Genomic DNA, 17,886 nt, shown 5'->3' on the forward strand with positions numbered 1-17,886 from the left:
TCCAGGGCTCCCCCAAGAAGCGCCCGAAACGATAAAATTTTGGGAAATTTCGATGCCCTCAAACGTCGCTCTGACCGGACTTGCCCGCGATCTGAAAGCACGCGCCGACGCTGGAAATCCCATCCGGGTCGGCGTGATCGGCTCGGGCGAGATGGGCACGGACCTGGTGACGCAGGGCATGCTGATGGACGGCATCCAGATTGCCGCCATCTCGACCCGCCGCCCCCACACCGCGCTCGATGCCGCCCGCCTCGCCTATGGGGAGGACGGCCATGCCCGCGAGGCGACCACCCCTTCCGGGGTGACCGAGACCATCGAGGCCGGCAGGATCGCCGTTACCTCCAATGACATGCTGGTCACCAATCCCCTGATCGACGTGGTGATCGACGCCACCGGAAAGCCCGGCGTCGCCGCCGACTTCTGCCTCTCGGCCATGGAGCACGGCAAGCACCTGGTGATGATGAACGTGGAGGCCGACGTCACCATCGGGCCCTACCTCAAGCGCGAGGCCGACCGGCTGGGCGTCGTCTATTCGGTGGGCGCGGGCGACGAGCCGTCATCATGCATGGAGCTGATCGAATTCGCCTCGGCCCTGGGCTACAGGATCGTCTCGGCCGGCAAGGGCAAGAACAACCCGCTCAACCACGACGCGGTGCCCGACGATTACCGCGAGGAAGCGATCCGCCGGAACATGAACCCGCGCATGCTGGTCGAGTTCGTGGATGGCTCGAAAACCATGGTCGAGATGTGCGCCATCGCCAACGCCACGGGCCTGGTGCCGGACGTGCCGGGCATGCACGGGCCCAAGGTCGACCGCGATGACCTTGCCAAGGTGCTGATCCCCGAAAGTGCCGGCGGCATTCTCAAGAAGAAGGGCGTGGTCGACTATACGATCGGCAAGGGCGTGGCGCCCGGCGTGTTCGTCGTGGTCGAAGCCGAGCATCCGCGCATCATCGAGCGCATGGACGACCTCCATATCGGGCACGGGCCCTATTATTCGTTCTTCCGCCCCTATCACCTGACGAGCCTGGAAGTGCCGCTGACCTGCGCGCGCATCATGCTCTACGGCAAGCCGGACATGGTACCCCTGCCCCAGCCGGTTGCCGAGGTCTGCGCCGTCGCCAAGCGCGATCTCGCCGTGGGCGAGACGTTCGATGCCATCGGGGAAACCTGCTACCGCAGCTATACGATGACAGTCGAGGAAGCCCGCGCCGCCCACGCCGTGCCGGTGGGACTGCTCGAAGGCGGCAAGGTGCTGGCGCCGGTGAGGAAAGGCGAGTTGCTCACCACGCACAACGCCACCCCCGATACCTCGACCAATCTCTTCCGCCTGCGTCAGCGCCAGGATCAGATGTTCGGGATCACCAACTAGCCGGGCTGCTTGGCGTCAAGACGCCGGGGATAGGGAATGCGCGGCGGCAGGCGGTGATGAACCACCGCAACCGCCACGAGGCAGGCCGCGCCCGCAAGCACGGCGCCGGCCAGCGTGCCCGGCGCGATGGGACCGGCAACCGCCACCAGCGGCACCGCCCCGGCGGGCGGATGGGTCACCCGAAACACCAGCATCGCCGCGATCACCACCCCGACGCAGATCGTTGCCACCCACCAGTGGTGCTCGGGCCAGAGCAGCACCGCGACAGCCGCAAACGCCACCGCCAGCCCATAGCCGCCAAAGACATTGGCCGGCTGCGCCAGGGGGCTAGCCGGCTGGGCGAAGAGCAATACTGCGGTGGCCCCGAGCGGGGCCATGAGCATGGGATAGCCCGTGAGCGCCGCCACCGCGCCCACCAGCGTCATGGCAACGACCGCGCCCAGCCCCGACTTGGCGTGCATCAGCCGCGAGCCTTTCGGTTCGTGCCGGGCGAAGAAATCGAGGAGGGGGCGCATCGGGAAAGCGGAGTTTGGTAATGGGGCCGATCTGATAGCAAACCGGCCGCCTTCCCGTCAGGACCGTGGCGGAGAATATTTTGGATGCCCCGCCACGATAGCGTGGCAAGACGTTCTAGGGCTTGATGGCGATCTTGCCGGGCCGGCCGGGCACCGCGCTCGCGGCGGCCGCTTCGCCCGCATGCTCGAAGTCGAAAGCCTGGGCGATAGGGAGCTGCAGCCCGCCGCTTGCCGCCAGGGCGATGAGTTCGCCCACCATCTCGACGCGGCGCTCGGGCGTCAGCAGCGGAGCGCGCTTCTGGCCCCAGAAACCGCGCACCGTCGCCTGCTTGAAGAGCAGGTTGGCCGGGCTGATGACCAGCGGCTTGCCCGACATGGCGCCGAACGAGACCAGCACCCCGCCTTCGGCCAGGGTCGACATGATCTGGTCGGCCGCTTCCCCGGCAACCGAATCGACGGCGCGCACGATCGGGGCACCCCCGGTAATGGCCTTGACTCGTTCCTGCCAGCCTTCGCTTTCGGTCGAAACGCCGTTGGCGATGCCGAGGGCTTCGAGTTCGGCCACGCCCGCATCGCGCCGCACGAGGTTGACCACGTTGACGCCGCGCGCCCTGGCGAGCCCGGCCAGGGTCTTGCCCACCGCCCCGTTAGCCGTGTTCTGAATGATCCAGTCGCCCGGCCCGACGTCAAGATCGTCGAGCAGCATAACCGCGCTCATCGGCATGGACAGCAACTGGCAGCCGATCTCGTCCGAAACGCTATCGGGCAGCGGCACGGCCCGCTGTGCGTCGACCACCGCATACTCGGCCCAGAGGCCCAGCCCGTTGAAGGCGACGCGCTGGCCGACCGCAAGATGGCTGACGCCTTCGCCCAGGGCATCCACGACCCCCAGAGCCTCGGTGCCCGGCACCGCAGGCAAGGGGGGCTTGTAGCCATAGGTGCCGGCAATGGTCGAGAGGTCGTGGTTGTGGATGGGAGACAGGATCAGCCGGATGCGGACCTGGCCGGGACCCGGCTCGGGCCTGTCCATTTCGCCCAGGTGCAGAACCTCGGCCGGGTTGCCGAACCGTTCGTAGATGACCGCGCGCATGTCTTGATCCTTGCTCAATTGGAAGAGGCGGCAAGCCAAACGCCTCAATCGTGGAGAAATCGTGAGCCCGTGATAGAGTTTTCCATCCTTACAGGGAGACATGAGAATGGTTGCCTTCGACAGAATGGTTGCATCTCTTCCCGGCAAGGAGCGCGTCGCACGCTCCTTCGGTATTCCTATCAGGATCCATGCGACCGGCGCCGAGACGGGCGGCGCCATCGGTATCTGGGACAGCTATCTGGAACCGGGCGGCGGGCCGCACTGGCACACCCATACCCTCGAGACCGAAGCCTTCCGCGTCATTTCGGGCGATTTCCGCTTCTGGTGCGGCGACCTGGTGCTCGAAGGGGGACCCGGCACGACCGTGACCCTGCCGCCCCACGTCCCGCACCGCTGGGAGAACATCGGGACAACTCCCGGTCAGATGATCGGCATCGTTTCCCCGGGCGGCTTTGAAGCCTTCTTCATCGAGATGGAGCGCACCGGGGCCAATACGCCGGCCGAGGTGCTGGCCATCGAAACCGCGTTCGGAATCATCAACAGCGGCCTGGCCGATGTCGTCGCCGGGCGCGGAGACGGCCGCTCCTAGTCCAGCGTCTGGCGATAGCGCAGCATCGCGGCCGCCGACACCACGACCAGGATGACGATCAGCGCCAGGTATTCCCCGCCGACGTCGGCGACGCCGGCGCCCTTGAGCATGACCTTTCGCACCACGCGCAGGAAATGCGTGGCCGGCACGGCCGTGCCCAGCCATTGCGCCCATTGCGGCATGCCGGCGAACGGGAACATGAAGCCCGAGAGCAGGATCGAGGGCAGGATGGTGAAGAAGGAAAGCTGCATGGCCTGCATCTGGCTGCGCGCCGCCGTCGAGATGAGGAAACCCAGCGCCAGGTTGACGAGGATGAAGAGGTTGAAGCCGAGGAAGAATGCCAGGATGGAGCCGTCGAACGGAACGCGGAAGATGACGGCCGCCGCGCTGACGAAGACGATGGTCTGCACATAGCCCACCACCACATAGGGCAGGATCTTGCCCAGCATGACCTCGAGGGGACGCACCGGGGTGGCGATGAGCATTTCCATGGTGCCGCGCTCGGTCTCCTTGACGATGGCGACGGCGGTGATCATCACCATGGTCATCGAGAGGATGATGGCCAGCAGCCCCGGCACGATATTGGTCGAGGTGCGCCCTTCCGGATTGTATTCGCGGTGAACCACGATCGAGAATGGCGGCGCGCCGCCCGCGAGCCCGCGCAACGCCCCCTGGAAGGTCTCGGCCACCGCCACCTGGACGATGCCGCTGAGCGCTGCGGCCGCCCCGCTCACCGCCGAGGGATCGGAAGCATCGGCCGAAACGAGGATCTGCGGGTTGCGCCCGCGTATGGTGTCGCGCTCGAAATCGGGCGGAATGACCACCACGAAATTGGCTTCGCCCGTACGCAGCGCCGCCTCGCCGGCGGCGGTGCCGCCGACCGGCCCGATGAAATCGAAATAGCCAGAATTCTGCATCCCCGAGAGGATGGCACGGCTCAGCGGCCCCTCGTCGGCGACATCGATGAGCGTGGGCAGGTGCCGCGGATCGGCATTGATGGCGAAGCCGAAGAGAAAGAGCTGGATGATCGGCAGGCCGATCATCATGGCGAAGGTGATGCGGTCGCGCCGCATCTGGATGAATTCCTTGATGAGTACGGCGCCGAACCGGGCGAAGGAAAAGGCCGAGCTCATGCGCTTGCTCCATCCGGCTGGTCGCGGGCGAAATTGTCGCGCGCGCCGGCCATCAGGTAGATGAAGGCCTCCTCGAGACCGGCAACCTGCCGGCTCCAGTGATGGGTACCCTCGGCCTTGAGGCGTTCGACCGTGGCGTCCAGCTTCGGCTTGTCGGTGCCCGAAACGTGGAGCACCGCCCCGAACCGAGCCACCTGCTCGACGCCCGGCTCGTGCTTGAGACGCTCTTCGAGCGCGGCAAGGTCCGGACCGTCCACGCGCCAGGTTTCGAGCCCCACCTGTTCGGGGATCCTGGCGGACGGCCCGTCGATCAGCTTCTTGCCATAGGCGATATAGGCGATGAAATCGCACTGCACCGCTTCGTCCATGTAGTGGGTCGAGACCAGCACGGTGACGCCTGCCGCCGAGAGGCGCCGGATCTCGTCCCAGAAGTCGCGCCGCGCCTTGGGATCGACGCCCGCCGTCGGTTCGTCGAGCAGCAGCAGCTTGGGATCGTGGATGAGACAGGCCGCCAGCGCCAGGCGCTGCTTCCAGCCCCCCGAAAGCGTACCCGCCAGCTGCCCGGCGCGGTCGGCGAGCCCCAGGTCCTTGAGCGACTGGTCCACGCGCCGACGGCGATCGGTGATCTGGTACATGCGGCCGACGAAATCGAGATTCTCGCGGATCGACAGGTCCTCGTAGAGCGAGAACTTCTGGGTCATGTAGCCGACCTGCTCCTTGATGCGCTCGGCCTGCTTTCGGATATCAAAGCCCAGGCACTCCCCTTCCCCGCCATCGGGCGTGAGCAGGCCGCAGAGCATGCGAATGGTCGTGGTCTTGCCCGATCCGTTCGGGCCCAGGAACCCGTAGATGGCGCCGCGCGGCACCGTGATGTCGAAATCGTCCACCACCTTGCGCTCGCCGAAGATCTTGGTGAGACCCTTGACCTCGATGACCGGAACGCCGTTGCCCGGAGCCGTGCTCATTTGAGCCGCCTGACGCTTACCGGCTGCCCCGGCAGCAGGTTCCCCGGCTCGGCCATCTGCGCCTCGGCCAGGAACACCAGGCGCGAGCGCTCGTCGCGCGAATAGATGATGGGCGGGGTGGTCTGGGGGTCCGAAGCGAGGAAGGTGACGCTGGCGCGCAGCCCGGCGGGGCACCCGTCGCAGGACACCTCGACTTCGTCGCCCAGGGCGAAGAGGGCGCGATCGGCCTCCCCGATATAGAACCGGGCCTTGAGCTTGCCGGGCGGTAGGAGCGAGAGCAGCGGCGTGCCGGTAGGCGCGGTTTCCCCTTGCGAGAAGAACAGCCGTTCGATGCGGCCGTCGACCGGCGCCTTGACGGTACGGTCGGCGAGGTCGGCCCGCGCCTTGTCGGCATTGGCCTGCGCCGCCTTGAGATTGGCCTCGGCGGCGACCTGCTGGTCGTCGCGCGCCGGCAGCTTGGCGACCTGGAGCTGGGCCTGCATCTGGTTGACCGCCGCCTGGGCGCTATCCAGGCTCGTGCGATCCTGGTCGACCTGCGCCTGGGCAATGACCCCGCGCTCGAAAAGGCTTCTGGAGCGATCGAAATTGGCCTGCGCCAGGGCGAGATCGGCCTGCGCCTTCTCGAGCGAGGCGCGGGTGACGTCGAGTTCCTGGGCCCGGCTGCCGGTGATGAGGTTACGCCAGGTGGCATCGGCAGCCGAAACCTGAGCCTCGGCGCTACGCAACAGGGCCTGCTGCTGGTCGCTGGCGAGCACCGCCAGCACGTCGCCGGCCTTGACCGTCTGCGCCTCCGAGACCGGCAGCGAAACGATCTGGCCGCCGCTCACCGGCGCGACATAGACATAGTCGGCCTCCAGATACCCCGAATAGACCGGTTCGGCCGGCGCCCCCACGCCCGGGATGAAGGAGAGAAGGCCCAGCAGGAAAGCGAAGAACTCGTTCATTTTGCACGCTCCGGCAGGCTCAGGCCGTCAAAGAGAATGGCGAGGTGGTTGTCCATGAGCCGGTCCATGGCCAGCCCGTCGGCGGGCGTCATGCGGAAGACCTCGGCCAGGATGAGATGCAGGGCGATCGGCCCGACGATCGAACGGACCGTGAGCTCGGGATCGACCGGGCGGAGATAGCCCTCGGCTATGCCGCGATTGATGAGCCCGATGGCCACCGGAATGATCTGCTCGAGCACTTCCTTGCGGTACATCTCGGCCAGCTCGGGGAACTGCACCACTTCGCGCATGATGAGGCGCGGAATGGCGATGAGGCGGGGGTCGGCGAGCTTGCCGGCCACCATGCGCAGCGTCGCCGAAATGGCGAGGCGCGGATCGCCCTCGACGCCCTCCAGCTGATGGAGCGCCAGCGAGGCGATGGGGGCTACCGCGCGGCGCACCAGCCCTTCCATCAGCGCTTCCTTGGATGGGAAATAGAGATAGACCGCGCCCTTGGAAAGACCGGCCTGGCGCGCGATGTCCTCGACGCGCGTGGCCGCGAACCCCTTGGTGATGAAGAGGTCGAGGGCGGCATCGAGCACCTCGTCCGGCCGCGCCTCGGCACGGCGACGGAATTTCGGCCCGCGTTGGTTGTCCTGCTCGCTCATGGCACATTCTCCTTGCGTCACTAATAACTGACTGGTCAGTTAGTTGCAAGGGGGATATCGATATTGCTGCCCGCGGGCGCGCCGGTTAAGCCTTTGAGGGCAAGAGGGAGGATGAGGAAAATGGCACGCAAGGTTCGCTGGGGCATCATTTCGACGGCCAATATCGGGATGCGCAAGGTCATCCCGGGAATACAGAAATCGCCGCATTCGGAGGTCGTCGCCATCGCCTCGCGCGATCCGGCGCGGGCACAGCGAGCCGCCGAGGAGCTCGGAATCCCCAAGGCCTATGGCTCCTATGCCGAGATGCTCGCCGATCCAGAGATCGACGCGGTCTACAATCCCCTGCCCAACCACCTGCACGTACCCTTGACGCTCGAGGCGGCGCGGGCGGGCAAGCACGTGCTGTGCGAAAAGCCCATCGCGCTCGATGCCGCCGACGCCGAGCGGCTGCTTCAGGCCCCGAAAGACCGGCTGATCGCCGAGGCCTTCATGGTACGCTTCCACCCGCAATGGCACCGCGCCCGCGATATCGTGCGCTCGGGCGAACTGGGCGAGATCCGCGCCGTGCGGGCGGTGTTCTCCTATTTCCTCGACGATCCGGGCAATGTCCGCAACATCGCCGATATCGGCGGCGGTGGCCTGCTCGACATCGGCTGCTACCCGATCGTGGGCACGCGCTTCCTCCTGAGCGAGGAACCCCGGCGCGTCGTCGCCCTGGTCGACCGCGACCCCAATTTCGGCACAGACCGCACCGCCAGCGTCATCGCCGATTTCGGCGGCGGGCGGCAATTGAGCTTCATCTGCTCCACCCAGGCGGTGGGGCATCAATCCATCGAGGTCATCGGCAGCAACGCGCGGCTCGAGATCGTCATTCCGTTCAACGCCCCACCCGACCAGGCGACCGCCATCCTTGTCGATCATGGCCATACGTTCGACGGGAGCCTAGCGCGCCGCGAGATCATCGCCCCCTGCGACCAGTACACCGAAGAGGCCGAAGCCTTTGCCCTGGCGGTGCTGGGCGAAACCACGCTGCCCTACGGCATCGACGACGCCATCACCCAGATGCGCATTCTCGACGCCATCTTCGAGAGCGAGCGGCGCGGCACCTGGGTCGACCTCTAGGCTTCAGGCAAGCTCGGGCCGCACCAGCCGCTCGGTCACCAGCCGGATGGCCGGACCGATTTCGGCGACATTGCGCGCCTTGCGCCCCACCCCGTAGGTGGCGGCCAGGACGAGCTGGGCCAGGGGACGCGGACGGGCGACACCCGCCCCCTGGAGCGCCCGCTCCACCTCGGTTTCCACATGCGCCTCGAGCCGCCGGAACTGCTCGGCCGCCAGCCGGCTGTGCTCGTCATAGAGCTCGTCGGCATGCGGTGAGCCCTCGAGCACGCGCACGATGGTCTTGTGCTTGTCGGCGAGGGCGCCGGCCACGCGCTCGACGACATCCCCGGGTTGGGCCAGCGCCGTGTCGAAGGCGGCGCGGAACTGCACGACCAGTTCCTCCATCACCGCTTCGTAGACCGCGGTTTTGTCCGGGAAATAGCCATAGAGCGTCGGCTTGGCCACATGCGCCTCGCGCGCGATCGCCTCCATGGTGACCGCCCGCAGGCCATGCCGAAGCGCCAGGAACCGGGCCGCTTCCAGAATGCTCTGCCGTCGTTCGGGCGCCTGGCGGCGCGCTTTTTCGATCAACACGGATCTCCTATTGAACTAATTGAACGATTATCATACATTTCGTTCAACACAAAGGAGACGATGAATGGCTGATCTGGTTCTGTTGACGGGCATATCCGGCTTCCTGGGCGGCCACGTGGCGCTCGACCTGCTGGAGGCTGGTTACCACGTTCGCGGCAGTGTGCGCGACCTACGCAAGGCCGACAAGGTGCGCCAGACCCTGGCCCGTCACGGCGCCGACGTCACCCGTCTCGAATTCGTCGCCCTCGACCTCCTGTCGGACGGCGGCTGGGCCGAGGCCATGGCGGGCGTGCGCTACCTCCAGCACACCGCTTCGCCCTTCGTCACCACCATGCCGCGCGACCGCATGGAGCTCATCCGCCCGGCCGTGGAGGGCACCGAGCGCGCGCTCGAGGCGGCGCTGGCCGCCAATGTCGAGCGTGTGGTGCTCACCTCCTCGATGGCTGCGATCGCCTATGGCCACCCCACCTCCCAGCGCGACTTTACCGCCAGGGACTGGACCGAACTGGGCGGACGCGACATCACCGCCTATACCGAATCCAAGACCCGCGCCGAGCGGCGCGCCTGGGAGATCGTGGACGCCGCCGGCCGCCACGACCTTCTCGTCACCGTCAATCCGAGCGCCATACTGGGGCCGCTTCTCGATGACGATCCGGGCACTTCGGCAGCGCTGGTCGGCCGCCTGCTCAACGGCTCGGTACCCGCCGCCCCGCGCATCGCCTTCGGCGTCGTCGACGTGCGCGATGTCGCCGCGCTCCATGTGGCGGCCATGACCGATCCGGAAGCCGCCGGCCATCGCCTGCCCATCAGCGTCGATACCCTCACCCTCATGGAAATGTCCCGCACCCTCGCGAAGGCCATTCCCGAGCGGCGCGGCAAGCTGCCGCGTTTCGAGATGCCGAACTGGATGGTGCGGCTCTATGCGATCTTCGATGGCGACGTGCGCTCCAACCTCAACGAACTCGGCGTCTACAAGCGTCTCGACGCCACCGAAGCCAGGACGGTCCTGGGCCGCCCGCTGCTCAGCGCCGACGACGCCGTCATCGCCTCGGCCCGCAGCCTCCTCGCCGAAAACCTCGTGTGACAAAATTCGTGCGAAAGGGGCTAGGACTCGCCTCAGACTTTCGCTAAAAGCATCGCGCAAATCGGAGCGGGGCTGTAGCTCAGTTGGGAGAGCGCATCGTTCGCAATGATGAGGTCAGGGGTTCGATTCCCCTCAGCTCCACCATCTCCGTTTGCCTCCCGGTCAGTTTCGCCAAGTGCTTCCCTTGAGGAGAGCAGTGCCTTTGCGCGCTGCTTCGATCGGCCGGCCGGTCTCCTGAGGAGCTATCCCCCTAACCCGCCAACCACACGAACAGCAGCGCGATGGCGGCAGGGACGGCCTGGACGAAGAGGATCGAGCGCTTGGCGGTGATGGAGCCGTAGATCCCCGCCACGATCACGCAGGCCAGGAAGAAGACCTGAATCTGGAAGCCCACGGCGTGGTCGGGATGGACGAGACCCCAGATGAGGCCGGCGGCGAGGAAGCCGTTGTAGAGCCCCTGGTTCGCGGCAAGGTTCTTCGTGGCTTGCGCAAACTCGGCGGTGGTGCCGAAACGGCGGCGGGTGGAGGGCGCGGTCCACAGCGCCATTTCGAGGACCACGATATAGATATGGACCGCCGCAATGAGCGCGACGAGCAGTTTGGCGACGATATCCATCAATCCCCCCGGGGCTTTGCGGCCGGCTGGCCGCCAATGGCCTTGACCGCCTCCGAACCTGCGAGAATCCCTGCCTCAAGGCAAGCCCGCTCGTCTCCGCCGCGCAGGCGGGTCGCGATGAAGCCAGCGGCGAACGCATCCCCCGCCCCGGTCGAATCGAGCACCTCCACCTGCGGCGCCGGCAGGCTGAGGGCGATCCCCGCGCGATTCCCCGTCGCTGCGCCCAAGGCGCCACGCTTGATCACCACGCGCTCGTAGCGCTGGCCGAGCATGGCCATCTGGGCGGCACATTCGTTGTAGCCGGACAGCGCCAGCGCCTCGGCATCGTTGGCAAAGAGCAGCGACGCCCCCTCGGTCCAGTCGAGGAAATTGCCCACCCCCACTTCCTGGAGGAAGCCGACCGAGGCCGGATCGACGGCAACGGGAATGCCCCTCGAGCGCGCCATGGCGAAAAGCGACTGGACGGCGGCGCGCGGTCCCGGCGCGAAGAAGGAATAGCCCGAGACCACCACGATCCCGACGCCATCGAGCAGGGTTTCGGGGAGATCATCGACTGCCAGCTCGAGATTGGCGCCGCGATCGGTGAGGAAGCTGCGCTCGCCATCCGGATCGACGATGGTGACGAGGACGCCCGAGGGCAGGGCCGGATCGCCCACGAGGAGCGGCTCGATGCCGAACCCTTCGAAATAGGTGCGCAGGCTCGCCACGTCCGCCGCGCCCACCCGGGCGAGGAAACGCACGTCCGCCCCCATCGCCCCCAGCCAGACCGCCTGGTTCGCCCCTGATCCGCCCGGGCGCGAACGGATGGCCGCGCGCCGGTCCGAGCCGCGGTTGAGCGGCCCTTCCGGCTTGACGATGATGTCGGTCATGACGTCGCCGACGACGAGGACCTTGCCCCCGGCGGCTGGCGTCATGCGCGGCGGACCTGGGGAGAGGCCTTGGGCGCCTGGCCGGCGAGCGCCACCGCGATCTGGGCGGCAACGGCGGCGTTGTTCTCGACCAGCGCGATATTGGCGGCCAGGCTCTTGCCTTCGGTCAATTCGAAGATGCGCTTGAGCAGGAACGGCGTCAGGTCCTTGCGCGACACCCCTTCGGCCTCCGCGCCCCTGATGGCCTCGGCAATGCGCGCCTCGATGGCGGAAGCCTCGAGCGCATCCTTGGCGGGAATGGGATTGGCGACCAGCACCCCGCCCATTCCCAGTTCGGCCTGGAGCGCTACCACCCGGGCGATGTCCCTGACGTCATCGAACCGGTGATCGACCTTGTGCCCGCTCTCGCGCGCCCAGAAGGCGGGGAAGGCATCGGTGCCGTAGCCGAGCACCGGCACGCCATTGGTCTCGAGCACTTCGAGCGTCTTGCCGATATCGAGGATCGACTTGGCTCCGGCGCACACCACCGCCACCGGGGTGCGCGACAACTCCTCGAGGTCCGCCGAGATATCGAAGGTTTCCTCGGCCCCGCGATGCACCCCGCCGATGCCGCCGGTGGCAAAGACATGAATGCCGGCGAGCGCGGCGATCTGCATGGTGGTGGCCACCGTCGTGCCGGCCAGCCCGCCGGTGACGAGGAGCGTGGCGACGTCGCGGCGCGAGGCCTTGGCGGCCTTGCCGCCTTCGAGGGCCAGCCGCTCGAGGTGCTCGCTCGTCAGGCCCACCGCGAAACGCCCGTCCATGATGGCGATCGTGGCCGGCACTGCCCCGTTCTGGCGGATCACTGCTTCCACGTTCTGGGCCATGGACAGGTTCTGCGGATAAGGCATCCCGTGGGTGATGATGGTGGATTCAAGCGCCACCACCGGCTTGCCGGCGGCGAGGGCCGCTTTCACTTCGGGGCTGATCGAGAGATAGGACTTGGCGGTCACGTGAAAAATCCTTCGAAATCGGGGGCGGCCCGCCCGCCGGCGGGCCCGGTTTTGCGCTTATAGAGGCCGGGGCGGCACAATGGTCAAGCCCCCCACAAGATTCGCCGCCCCACGCCCTTGTCCCGGGGAAAAATCCGCTCTAACGTGCGCCCGTTCTAGAGAAAAGGTCTACTTCGCTGAACCAGACTTTCATTGATCCAGACGCTCCTTTGGATCGATATGCGCCCGCGAGCGGGTCCATTGCCAGCGAGAGTTTTCACGGCGCGATTCTGCGCCGCTTTTCATTGCATACATTTGCCCAGCGTAGCGCCGCATCGAGCGGGCGCACCGGCAAGGCTTTGACCTTTTGGCAGATCTTGAGCGCGCGCCTCGGGAGGGGCGCAGCGCCAAGAGCCTCGTGATCGCGGGCGCCGACCCCGCGGACTAACCGGGTGTCTCTCAACCCGGCAAGCAACGAGAGAACAAGACCGCAGGGAAAAACCCTGCGCAACGTGCCCCAGACTTAGGAGCTGTCCGAATGAAAAATTCGCTCATTCTGGCTCTCGGCGCCCTCATGGTCGCCGCGCCAGCCCTCAATGCGCCGGTTCTGGCCCAGGAAAACGTGGTCAACGTCTACAACTGGTCCGACTACATTGCCGAAGACACCATCGCCAAGTTCGAGGCGGAGACCGGCATCAAGGTCAATTACGACGTCTACGACAATAACGAGATCGTCGACGCCAAGCTGCTGGCGGGCAATTCGGGCTACGACATCGTGGTCCCCTCGGGCAGCTTCCTGCAGCGCCAGGTCAAGGCCGGCCTGCTGCTGCCGCTGGACAAGTCCAAGCTGCCCAACCTGGTGAACATGGACCCCGCCATCATGCAGGCGGCCACCCAGTTCGACCCGGACAACGCCCATTCCGTGCCCTACATGATCAACACGATCGGCCTGGGCTATAACGTCGCCAAGGCCACCGCCGCCCTGGGTGAAGGCGCTGCGCTCGACAGCTGGGACCTGCTCTTCAAGCCCGAGAACGCCGAAAAGCTCGCCTCGTGCGGCATCGCCGTGCTCGACAGCCCTTCCGAAGTCATGGGCATCGCGCTCCACTATCTGGGCCTCGACCCCAATTCGGAAAACGAGGAGGACCTGGCCAAGGCCGAGGCGCTCATGACCTCGATCAAGCCCTATATCCGCTACTTCCACTCGTCCCAGTACATCGACGACCTGGGCAATGGCGAAATCTGCCTGGCGCTGGGCTACTCCGGTGACGTGTTCATCGCCGCCGATGCCGCCAAGCAGGCCGGCCAGGGCGTCGAGATCAACTACATCATCCCCAAGGAAGGCGCCGCCACGCTCTTTGACTTCCTGGCCGTCCCCGCCGACGCGCCGCATCCGGAAAACGCCATGAAGTTCATCAACTTCATCATGGAGCCGGAAATCGTGGCCGCGATCACCAACTACGTGTTCTACGCCAACCCGAACGTGAAATCGCTGCCGTTCGTGGATGACGAGGTCAAGAACAACCCGGGCATCTATCCCTCGCCCGAAGTTCTGGCCAAGGCTTTCGTGATGACGGCGCACTCGCCCGATTACGAAGAGCTGCTGACCCGTACCTGGACCCGCATCAAGACTGGCCAGTAACAGCCCTAAGAGGGGCGGCCGCCGCGCCGCCCCTTCAGCCTATCCAGAGTTTTCGAGAAATGGCCAAGAAGCCCCAGCTCGCCGTCGACACGCGCCCCTGGCGCGATCCGAATGCCAAGCCGTTCGTGCGCATCAAGAACGTCACCAAGAAGTTCGGTGACGTCGCCGCTGTCGCCGACGTTTCGCTCGACATCTACAAGTCCGAGCTCTTCTGCCTCCTGGGCGGGTCCGGCTCGGGCAAGTCGACGCTGCTGCGCATGCTGGCCGGCTTTGAGGAACCCACCTCGGGCACCATCGAGATCGACGGCCAGGACATGACGGGCGTGCCGCCCTACCAGCGCCCGGTCAACATGATGTTCCAGTCCTATGCGCTCTTCCCGCATATGAGCGTGGAAAAGAACATCGCCTATGGCTTGAAGCGCGAGGGCATGCCCAAGGACGAGATCGCCGCGCGCGTCGAGGAATTGCTGCGCCTGGTCAAGCTCGAGCCCTATGCCCAGCGCCGACCCCACCAGCTGTCCGGCGGCCAGCGCCAGCGCGTGGCGCTCGCCCGCGCCCTCGCCAAGCGCCCCAAGCTGCTGCTGCTCGACGAACCGCTCGGCGCGCTCGACAAGAAGCTGCGCGAGGAAACCCAGTTCGAGCTGGTCAAGATTCAGGAGACGCTGGGCGTCACCTTCATCGTGGTGACCCACGACCAGGAAGAGGCGATGAGCCTGGCCACCCGCATCGGGGTGATGAACCAGGGCGAGATCGCCATGATCGGCGAACCCGCCGACGTCTACGAATTCCCCAACTCGCGCTTCGTTGCCGGCTTCATCGGCTCGGTCAACATGTTCGAGGGCGTCGTCACCGAGGACGAGGCCGACCACGTGCGCATCCGCTCGGCCGAGGCCGGCTGCGACATCTATGTCGACCACGGCGTCGACTGCGCGCCCGACCAGATCCTCTGGTATGCCATCCGCCCCGAAAAGATCACCCTGACGCGCGAACGCCCCGAGGGCGACGCCAACATCGCCAAGGGGATCGTGGAGGACATCGCCTATCTCGGCGACATGAGCGTCTTCCAGGTCAAGCTCGACAGTGGCCAGTACATGCGCGTCACCAAGGCCAATTCCGAGCGCGGCGACCCCAACGCCATCAAATGGGACGAGGAAGTCTACGCCCAGTGGAGCGGAGGCGCGGGCTCCGTGTTGACGGTATGAGCGTCCACGGCTCGCTCCCTGCCGTCCGCCCGTGGAAGAGCATCGAGCGCCGGCTCAAGGAGCACGGCGTCACCGGGCGCTGGGCAGTCATCCTGCCGCCCATGCTGTGGCTGACCATCTTCTTTCTCATCCCGCTCGGGGTGGTCTTCGGCATTTCGCTCTCGACCAAGCAGTTCGGCCGCCCGCCCTATTCGAGCCTGCTCAGCGTCGGCGAGAACGGCACGGTGCAACTGACGCTGCACCTGTCCAACTACCTCAAGCTCTTCCAGGACGGCCTCTACATCGCCGCCTATCTCAACTCGATCAAGATCGCCGCGATCTCGACCGCCATCGCGCTCGTCATCGGCTACCCGATGGCCTATTTCATCGCGCGCTCGCCCGACCGCTGGCGCAATATCCTGCTGATGCTGGTCATCCTGCCGTTCTGGACCTCGTTCCTGCTGCGCGTCTATGCGCTTACCGGCTTCATGCGCGGCAATGGCGTCATCAACAATTTCCTCGGCCTCTTCGGCATCCAGCCCATCGTGATGCTGCAGACCGATTTCGCCGTCTATGTCGGCATCGTCTATTCCTACCTGCCCTTCATGATCCTGCCGCTCTATACGACCCTGGTGAAGCTCGACGGCGCCTTGCTCGAGGCCTCGGCGGACCTGGGTGCCCGGCCCTACCGCACGTTCCTCTCGATCACGCTGCCGCTCTCGCTGCCCGGCATCATCGCGGGTTCGATGCTGGTGTTCATTCCCGCCATCGGCGAGTTCGTCATCCCCTCGCTGCTGGGCGGACCGAGCACGCTCATGATCGGCCGGGTGCTCTGGGACGAGTTCTTCTCCAACACCAACTGGCCCCGCGCCTCGGCCGTCGCCATCGCCATGCTGATCGTGGTGGTGGTGCCGATCATGCTGCTGCAGCGCGCCCAGAACGCCGTCGTGGAGCGCAAGTGATGCGGCGCGGCTGGCTTCTCCCCCTCTTCGCCGTCCTCGGCTTCGCCTTCCTCTACCTGCCGATCATCTCGCTGGTGGTGTTCTCCTTCAACGAGAGCCGGCTGGTGACCGTGTGGTCGCGCTTCTCGCTCAAATGGTATGGCGAACTCTTCGCCGATCCGCAGATGCTGGGCGCCGCGCTGCTGTCGCTGCGCATCGCCGCCATCTCCTCGACCATCGCCCTGGTGCTGGGTACGCTCTGTGCCGTGGCTCTCGTGCGCTTCCGCCGCTTCCGCGGCCGGACGGCCCTCACCGGCATGGTCTCGGCGCCCCTGGTGATGCCCGACGTCATCACCGGTCTCTCCCTGTTGCTGCTCTTTGTGGCCATGGAGACCTTCTTCGGCTGGCCGGCCGGACGTGGCGAACTCACCATCATCCTCGCTCACACCACCTTCTGCATGGCCTATATCACCGTGGTCGTGCAGTCGCGCCTGTCGGACATGGACCTGAGCCTGGAAGAAGCGGCGATGGACCTGGGGGCGACGCCGGCGCGCGTCTTCTTCGACATCACCCTTCCCATCATCGCCCCGGCGCTGATCTCGGGCTGGCTGCTCGGATTCACGCTCTCGCTCGATGACCTGGTCATCGCCAGCTTCGTCTCCGGTCCCGGTTCTTCCACGCTTCCCATGGTTATCTTCTCCAAGATCCGCCTGGGCGTCTCCCCGGACGTCAACGCCCTGGCCACCATCATCATCGGCATCGTCTCGGTCGGCGTCCTGGGCGCGACGATCCTCCAGATGACCCGGCCCAAGGTCAACAGGACCTAGAGGTCGATAAGACCCGCGGTGCCGTAGGTTCGTTCCGTCGGCGCCTTAGGATCGGCCTCGTCCCAGACCGGCTGCAATGCCGCGGGCAAATGCGCCCTGACGATCCCGGCCTCGTGCGGATCGAGACGATGCTTGAGGGTGGCGAAGACGTCGCTGACCGTCGTCGTCGGCCCGATGACATGGGGCGAAAGGCGCTCGGCCACCCTCTCGGCGAAGCTCTGCGCATCGGGTACAGGCCGTGCCAGCTCGAACGGCGCGAAATCCTGGTAATAGATGCCCCTTGGCAGCGCCGGCAGGGCATTGCCGGTCTGCGCGATGGCGTCGAGTTCCTGGCTGTCGCGCAGTTCGAGCAGCACCGCGCGCAGGATGGCAAAGCTCTGGTTGTGCGTGGCCAGCATCGCGCGATCCTTGATCTCGCCCAGCCATTCGGCGATCTGCTCGGTTGCGTATTTGACGTCGCGCGGATTGGTCATCGCTTCACCTCCTCAGGATCGTGTTCGTGAGCATAACGCGCCAGCGAGACAATCGTGAACGCACCCGCTCTTGCGCGACGCGGCGAATGCCGCCATGTTGCTTGCATGTTCAACCAATCGCAAAGGAGGTGATCCAATGTCTAATGAGATGACGGCTCTTGAAGGCTTTGGAGTGATGGTGGTCGTGTCGGGGCAGACCTCGGCCTGATCCTTCCCTCCTTCGGACCGCTCGCGGTCCGGGCCAGATGAGGGCCTGAAAACTCATGGGGGCCGTCCCGCAAAGGGGCGGCCCTTTGCATTCGGGCGTTCGCAAATCCGTTCCCGGTTGTTCA

The 17,886-nt window shown here is 65.9% G+C and carries 19 protein-coding genes and 1 tRNA gene; 9 read left to right on the forward strand and 11 right to left on the reverse strand.

Going from position 1 to position 17,886, the window contains the following annotated elements:
* Positions 1-52: 52 nt before the first annotated feature.
* Entirely contained in the window at positions 53-1,372 is a 1,320-nt protein-coding gene (locus FNA67_RS20010) for an NAD(P)H-dependent oxidoreductase (protein ID WP_147657876.1), read from the forward strand.
* On the opposite strand, the gene FNA67_RS20015 is transcribed toward FNA67_RS20010, so the two are convergent.
* Both FNA67_RS20015 and FNA67_RS20020 read right to left on the reverse strand, forming a co-directional pair.
* Positions 1,369-1,887, reverse strand: a complete 519-nt coding sequence (locus tag FNA67_RS20015) for an HPP family protein (RefSeq protein ID WP_147657878.1) — start codon at positions 1,885-1,887, stop codon at positions 1,369-1,371. The two genes, FNA67_RS20010 and FNA67_RS20015, sit on opposite strands and share 4 nt — an antisense overlap.
* A 115-nt stretch (positions 1,888-2,002) precedes the next feature.
* Positions 2,003-2,977 carry a zinc-binding dehydrogenase gene (locus FNA67_RS20020; protein ID WP_147657880.1) on the reverse strand — a complete coding sequence of 325 codons (975 nt, stop codon included), beginning with the start codon at positions 2,975-2,977 and terminating at the stop codon, positions 2,003-2,005.
* A 106-nt stretch (positions 2,978-3,083) separates the two neighbouring features.
* On the opposite strand from FNA67_RS20020, the gene FNA67_RS20025 reads away from it, so the two are divergent.
* Positions 3,084-3,566: a cupin domain-containing protein gene (locus tag FNA67_RS20025; RefSeq protein ID WP_174851691.1), complete on the forward strand. Its 483-nt coding sequence runs from the start codon at positions 3,084-3,086 to the stop codon at positions 3,564-3,566.
* Here the strand turns inward: FNA67_RS20025 and FNA67_RS20030 are convergent.
* The 4 genes from FNA67_RS20030 to FNA67_RS20045 are packed head-to-tail and all read right to left on the reverse strand — an operon-like array spanning position 3,563 to position 7,255.
* Positions 3,563-4,699: an ABC transporter permease gene (locus FNA67_RS20030; RefSeq protein WP_049706837.1), complete on the reverse strand. Its 1,137-nt coding sequence runs from the start codon at positions 4,697-4,699 to the stop codon at positions 3,563-3,565. The genes FNA67_RS20025 and FNA67_RS20030 overlap by 4 nt on opposite strands.
* Positions 4,696-5,664 carry an ABC transporter ATP-binding protein gene (locus FNA67_RS20035; RefSeq protein WP_049706838.1) on the reverse strand — a complete coding sequence of 323 codons (969 nt, stop codon included), beginning with the start codon at positions 5,662-5,664 and terminating at the stop codon, positions 4,696-4,698. Before FNA67_RS20035 ends, FNA67_RS20030 begins: the two co-directional genes overlap by 4 nt.
* The gene (locus FNA67_RS20040; RefSeq protein ID WP_147657885.1) at positions 5,661-6,608 is read right to left on the reverse strand and encodes an HlyD family secretion protein; all 948 of its coding nucleotides are present in this window, start codon (positions 6,606-6,608) and stop codon (positions 5,661-5,663) included. Before FNA67_RS20040 ends, FNA67_RS20035 begins: the two co-directional genes overlap by 4 nt.
* Complete coding sequence (locus tag FNA67_RS20045) at positions 6,605-7,255, reverse strand: TetR/AcrR family transcriptional regulator (protein ID WP_147657887.1); 651 nt, start codon at positions 7,253-7,255, stop codon at positions 6,605-6,607. The genes FNA67_RS20040 and FNA67_RS20045 overlap by 4 nt, the downstream gene beginning before the upstream one ends.
* 120 nt (positions 7,256-7,375) lie before the next feature.
* On the opposite strand from FNA67_RS20045, the gene FNA67_RS20050 reads away from it, so the two are divergent.
* Positions 7,376-8,377, forward strand: a complete 1,002-nt coding sequence (locus FNA67_RS20050; RefSeq protein ID WP_210246405.1) for a Gfo/Idh/MocA family protein — start codon at positions 7,376-7,378, stop codon at positions 8,375-8,377.
* 3 nt (positions 8,378-8,380) lie between these two features.
* On the opposite strand, the gene FNA67_RS20055 is transcribed toward FNA67_RS20050, so the two are convergent.
* Positions 8,381-8,947 (reverse strand): TetR/AcrR family transcriptional regulator, encoded by a 567-nt coding sequence (locus FNA67_RS20055; protein WP_170267376.1) that lies wholly within the window; start codon positions 8,945-8,947, stop codon positions 8,381-8,383.
* A gap of 67 nt (positions 8,948-9,014) precedes the next feature.
* Here FNA67_RS20055 and FNA67_RS20060 point away from each other — a divergent pair, with 67 nt between their 5' ends.
* Entirely contained in the window at positions 9,015-10,034 is a 1,020-nt protein-coding gene (locus FNA67_RS20060) for an NAD-dependent epimerase/dehydratase family protein (protein WP_147657893.1), read from the forward strand.
* 68 nt (positions 10,035-10,102) lie between these two features.
* A tRNA-Ala gene (locus FNA67_RS20065) sits at positions 10,103-10,178 on the forward strand.
* Between the two features lie 106 nt (positions 10,179-10,284).
* Here FNA67_RS20065 and FNA67_RS20070 read toward each other — a convergent pair.
* Genes FNA67_RS20070 through FNA67_RS20080 form a run of 3 tightly spaced genes read right to left on the reverse strand, consistent with a single transcriptional unit; the run spans position 10,285 to position 12,511 of the window.
* The gene (locus tag FNA67_RS20070; RefSeq protein WP_049706844.1) at positions 10,285-10,650 is read right to left on the reverse strand and encodes a DUF1304 domain-containing protein; all 366 of its coding nucleotides are present in this window, start codon (positions 10,648-10,650) and stop codon (positions 10,285-10,287) included.
* Positions 10,650-11,564, reverse strand: a complete 915-nt coding sequence (locus tag FNA67_RS20075; RefSeq protein ID WP_147657896.1) for a carbohydrate kinase family protein — start codon at positions 11,562-11,564, stop codon at positions 10,650-10,652. Before FNA67_RS20075 ends, FNA67_RS20070 begins: the two co-directional genes overlap by 1 nt.
* Complete coding sequence (locus tag FNA67_RS20080) at positions 11,561-12,511, reverse strand: pseudouridine-5'-phosphate glycosidase (RefSeq protein WP_147657898.1); 951 nt, start codon at positions 12,509-12,511, stop codon at positions 11,561-11,563. The genes FNA67_RS20075 and FNA67_RS20080 overlap by 4 nt, the downstream gene beginning before the upstream one ends.
* Before the next feature lie 517 nt (positions 12,512-13,028).
* Between FNA67_RS20080 and FNA67_RS20085 the strand changes: the two genes are divergently transcribed.
* Genes FNA67_RS20085 through FNA67_RS20100 form a run of 4 tightly spaced genes read left to right on the forward strand, consistent with a single transcriptional unit; the run spans position 13,029 to position 17,081 of the window.
* Positions 13,029-14,132: a polyamine ABC transporter substrate-binding protein gene (locus FNA67_RS20085; protein ID WP_049706847.1), complete on the forward strand. Its 1,104-nt coding sequence runs from the start codon at positions 13,029-13,031 to the stop codon at positions 14,130-14,132.
* A 59-nt stretch (positions 14,133-14,191) separates the two neighbouring features.
* The gene (locus tag FNA67_RS20090) at positions 14,192-15,334 is read left to right on the forward strand and encodes an ABC transporter ATP-binding protein (RefSeq protein ID WP_049706848.1); all 1,143 of its coding nucleotides are present in this window, start codon (positions 14,192-14,194) and stop codon (positions 15,332-15,334) included.
* Entirely contained in the window at positions 15,331-16,275 is a 945-nt protein-coding gene (locus FNA67_RS20095; protein WP_049706849.1) for an ABC transporter permease subunit, read from the forward strand. Before FNA67_RS20090 ends, FNA67_RS20095 begins: the two co-directional genes overlap by 4 nt.
* On the forward strand, positions 16,275-17,081 hold the full coding sequence (locus FNA67_RS20100) for an ABC transporter permease subunit (RefSeq protein ID WP_049706850.1): 807 nt from the start codon (positions 16,275-16,277) through the stop codon (positions 17,079-17,081). Before FNA67_RS20095 ends, FNA67_RS20100 begins: the two co-directional genes overlap by 1 nt.
* Here the strand turns inward: FNA67_RS20100 and FNA67_RS20105 are convergent.
* The gene (locus FNA67_RS20105) at positions 17,078-17,554 is read right to left on the reverse strand and encodes a DUF2267 domain-containing protein (RefSeq protein ID WP_147657900.1); all 477 of its coding nucleotides are present in this window, start codon (positions 17,552-17,554) and stop codon (positions 17,078-17,080) included. The genes FNA67_RS20100 and FNA67_RS20105 overlap by 4 nt on opposite strands.
* Positions 17,555-17,886 lie beyond the last annotated feature (332 nt).

Source organism: Youhaiella tibetensis, assembly GCF_008000755.1.
In the GTDB taxonomy this organism is placed as follows: Bacteria; Pseudomonadota; Alphaproteobacteria; order Rhizobiales; family Devosiaceae; genus Paradevosia; species Paradevosia tibetensis.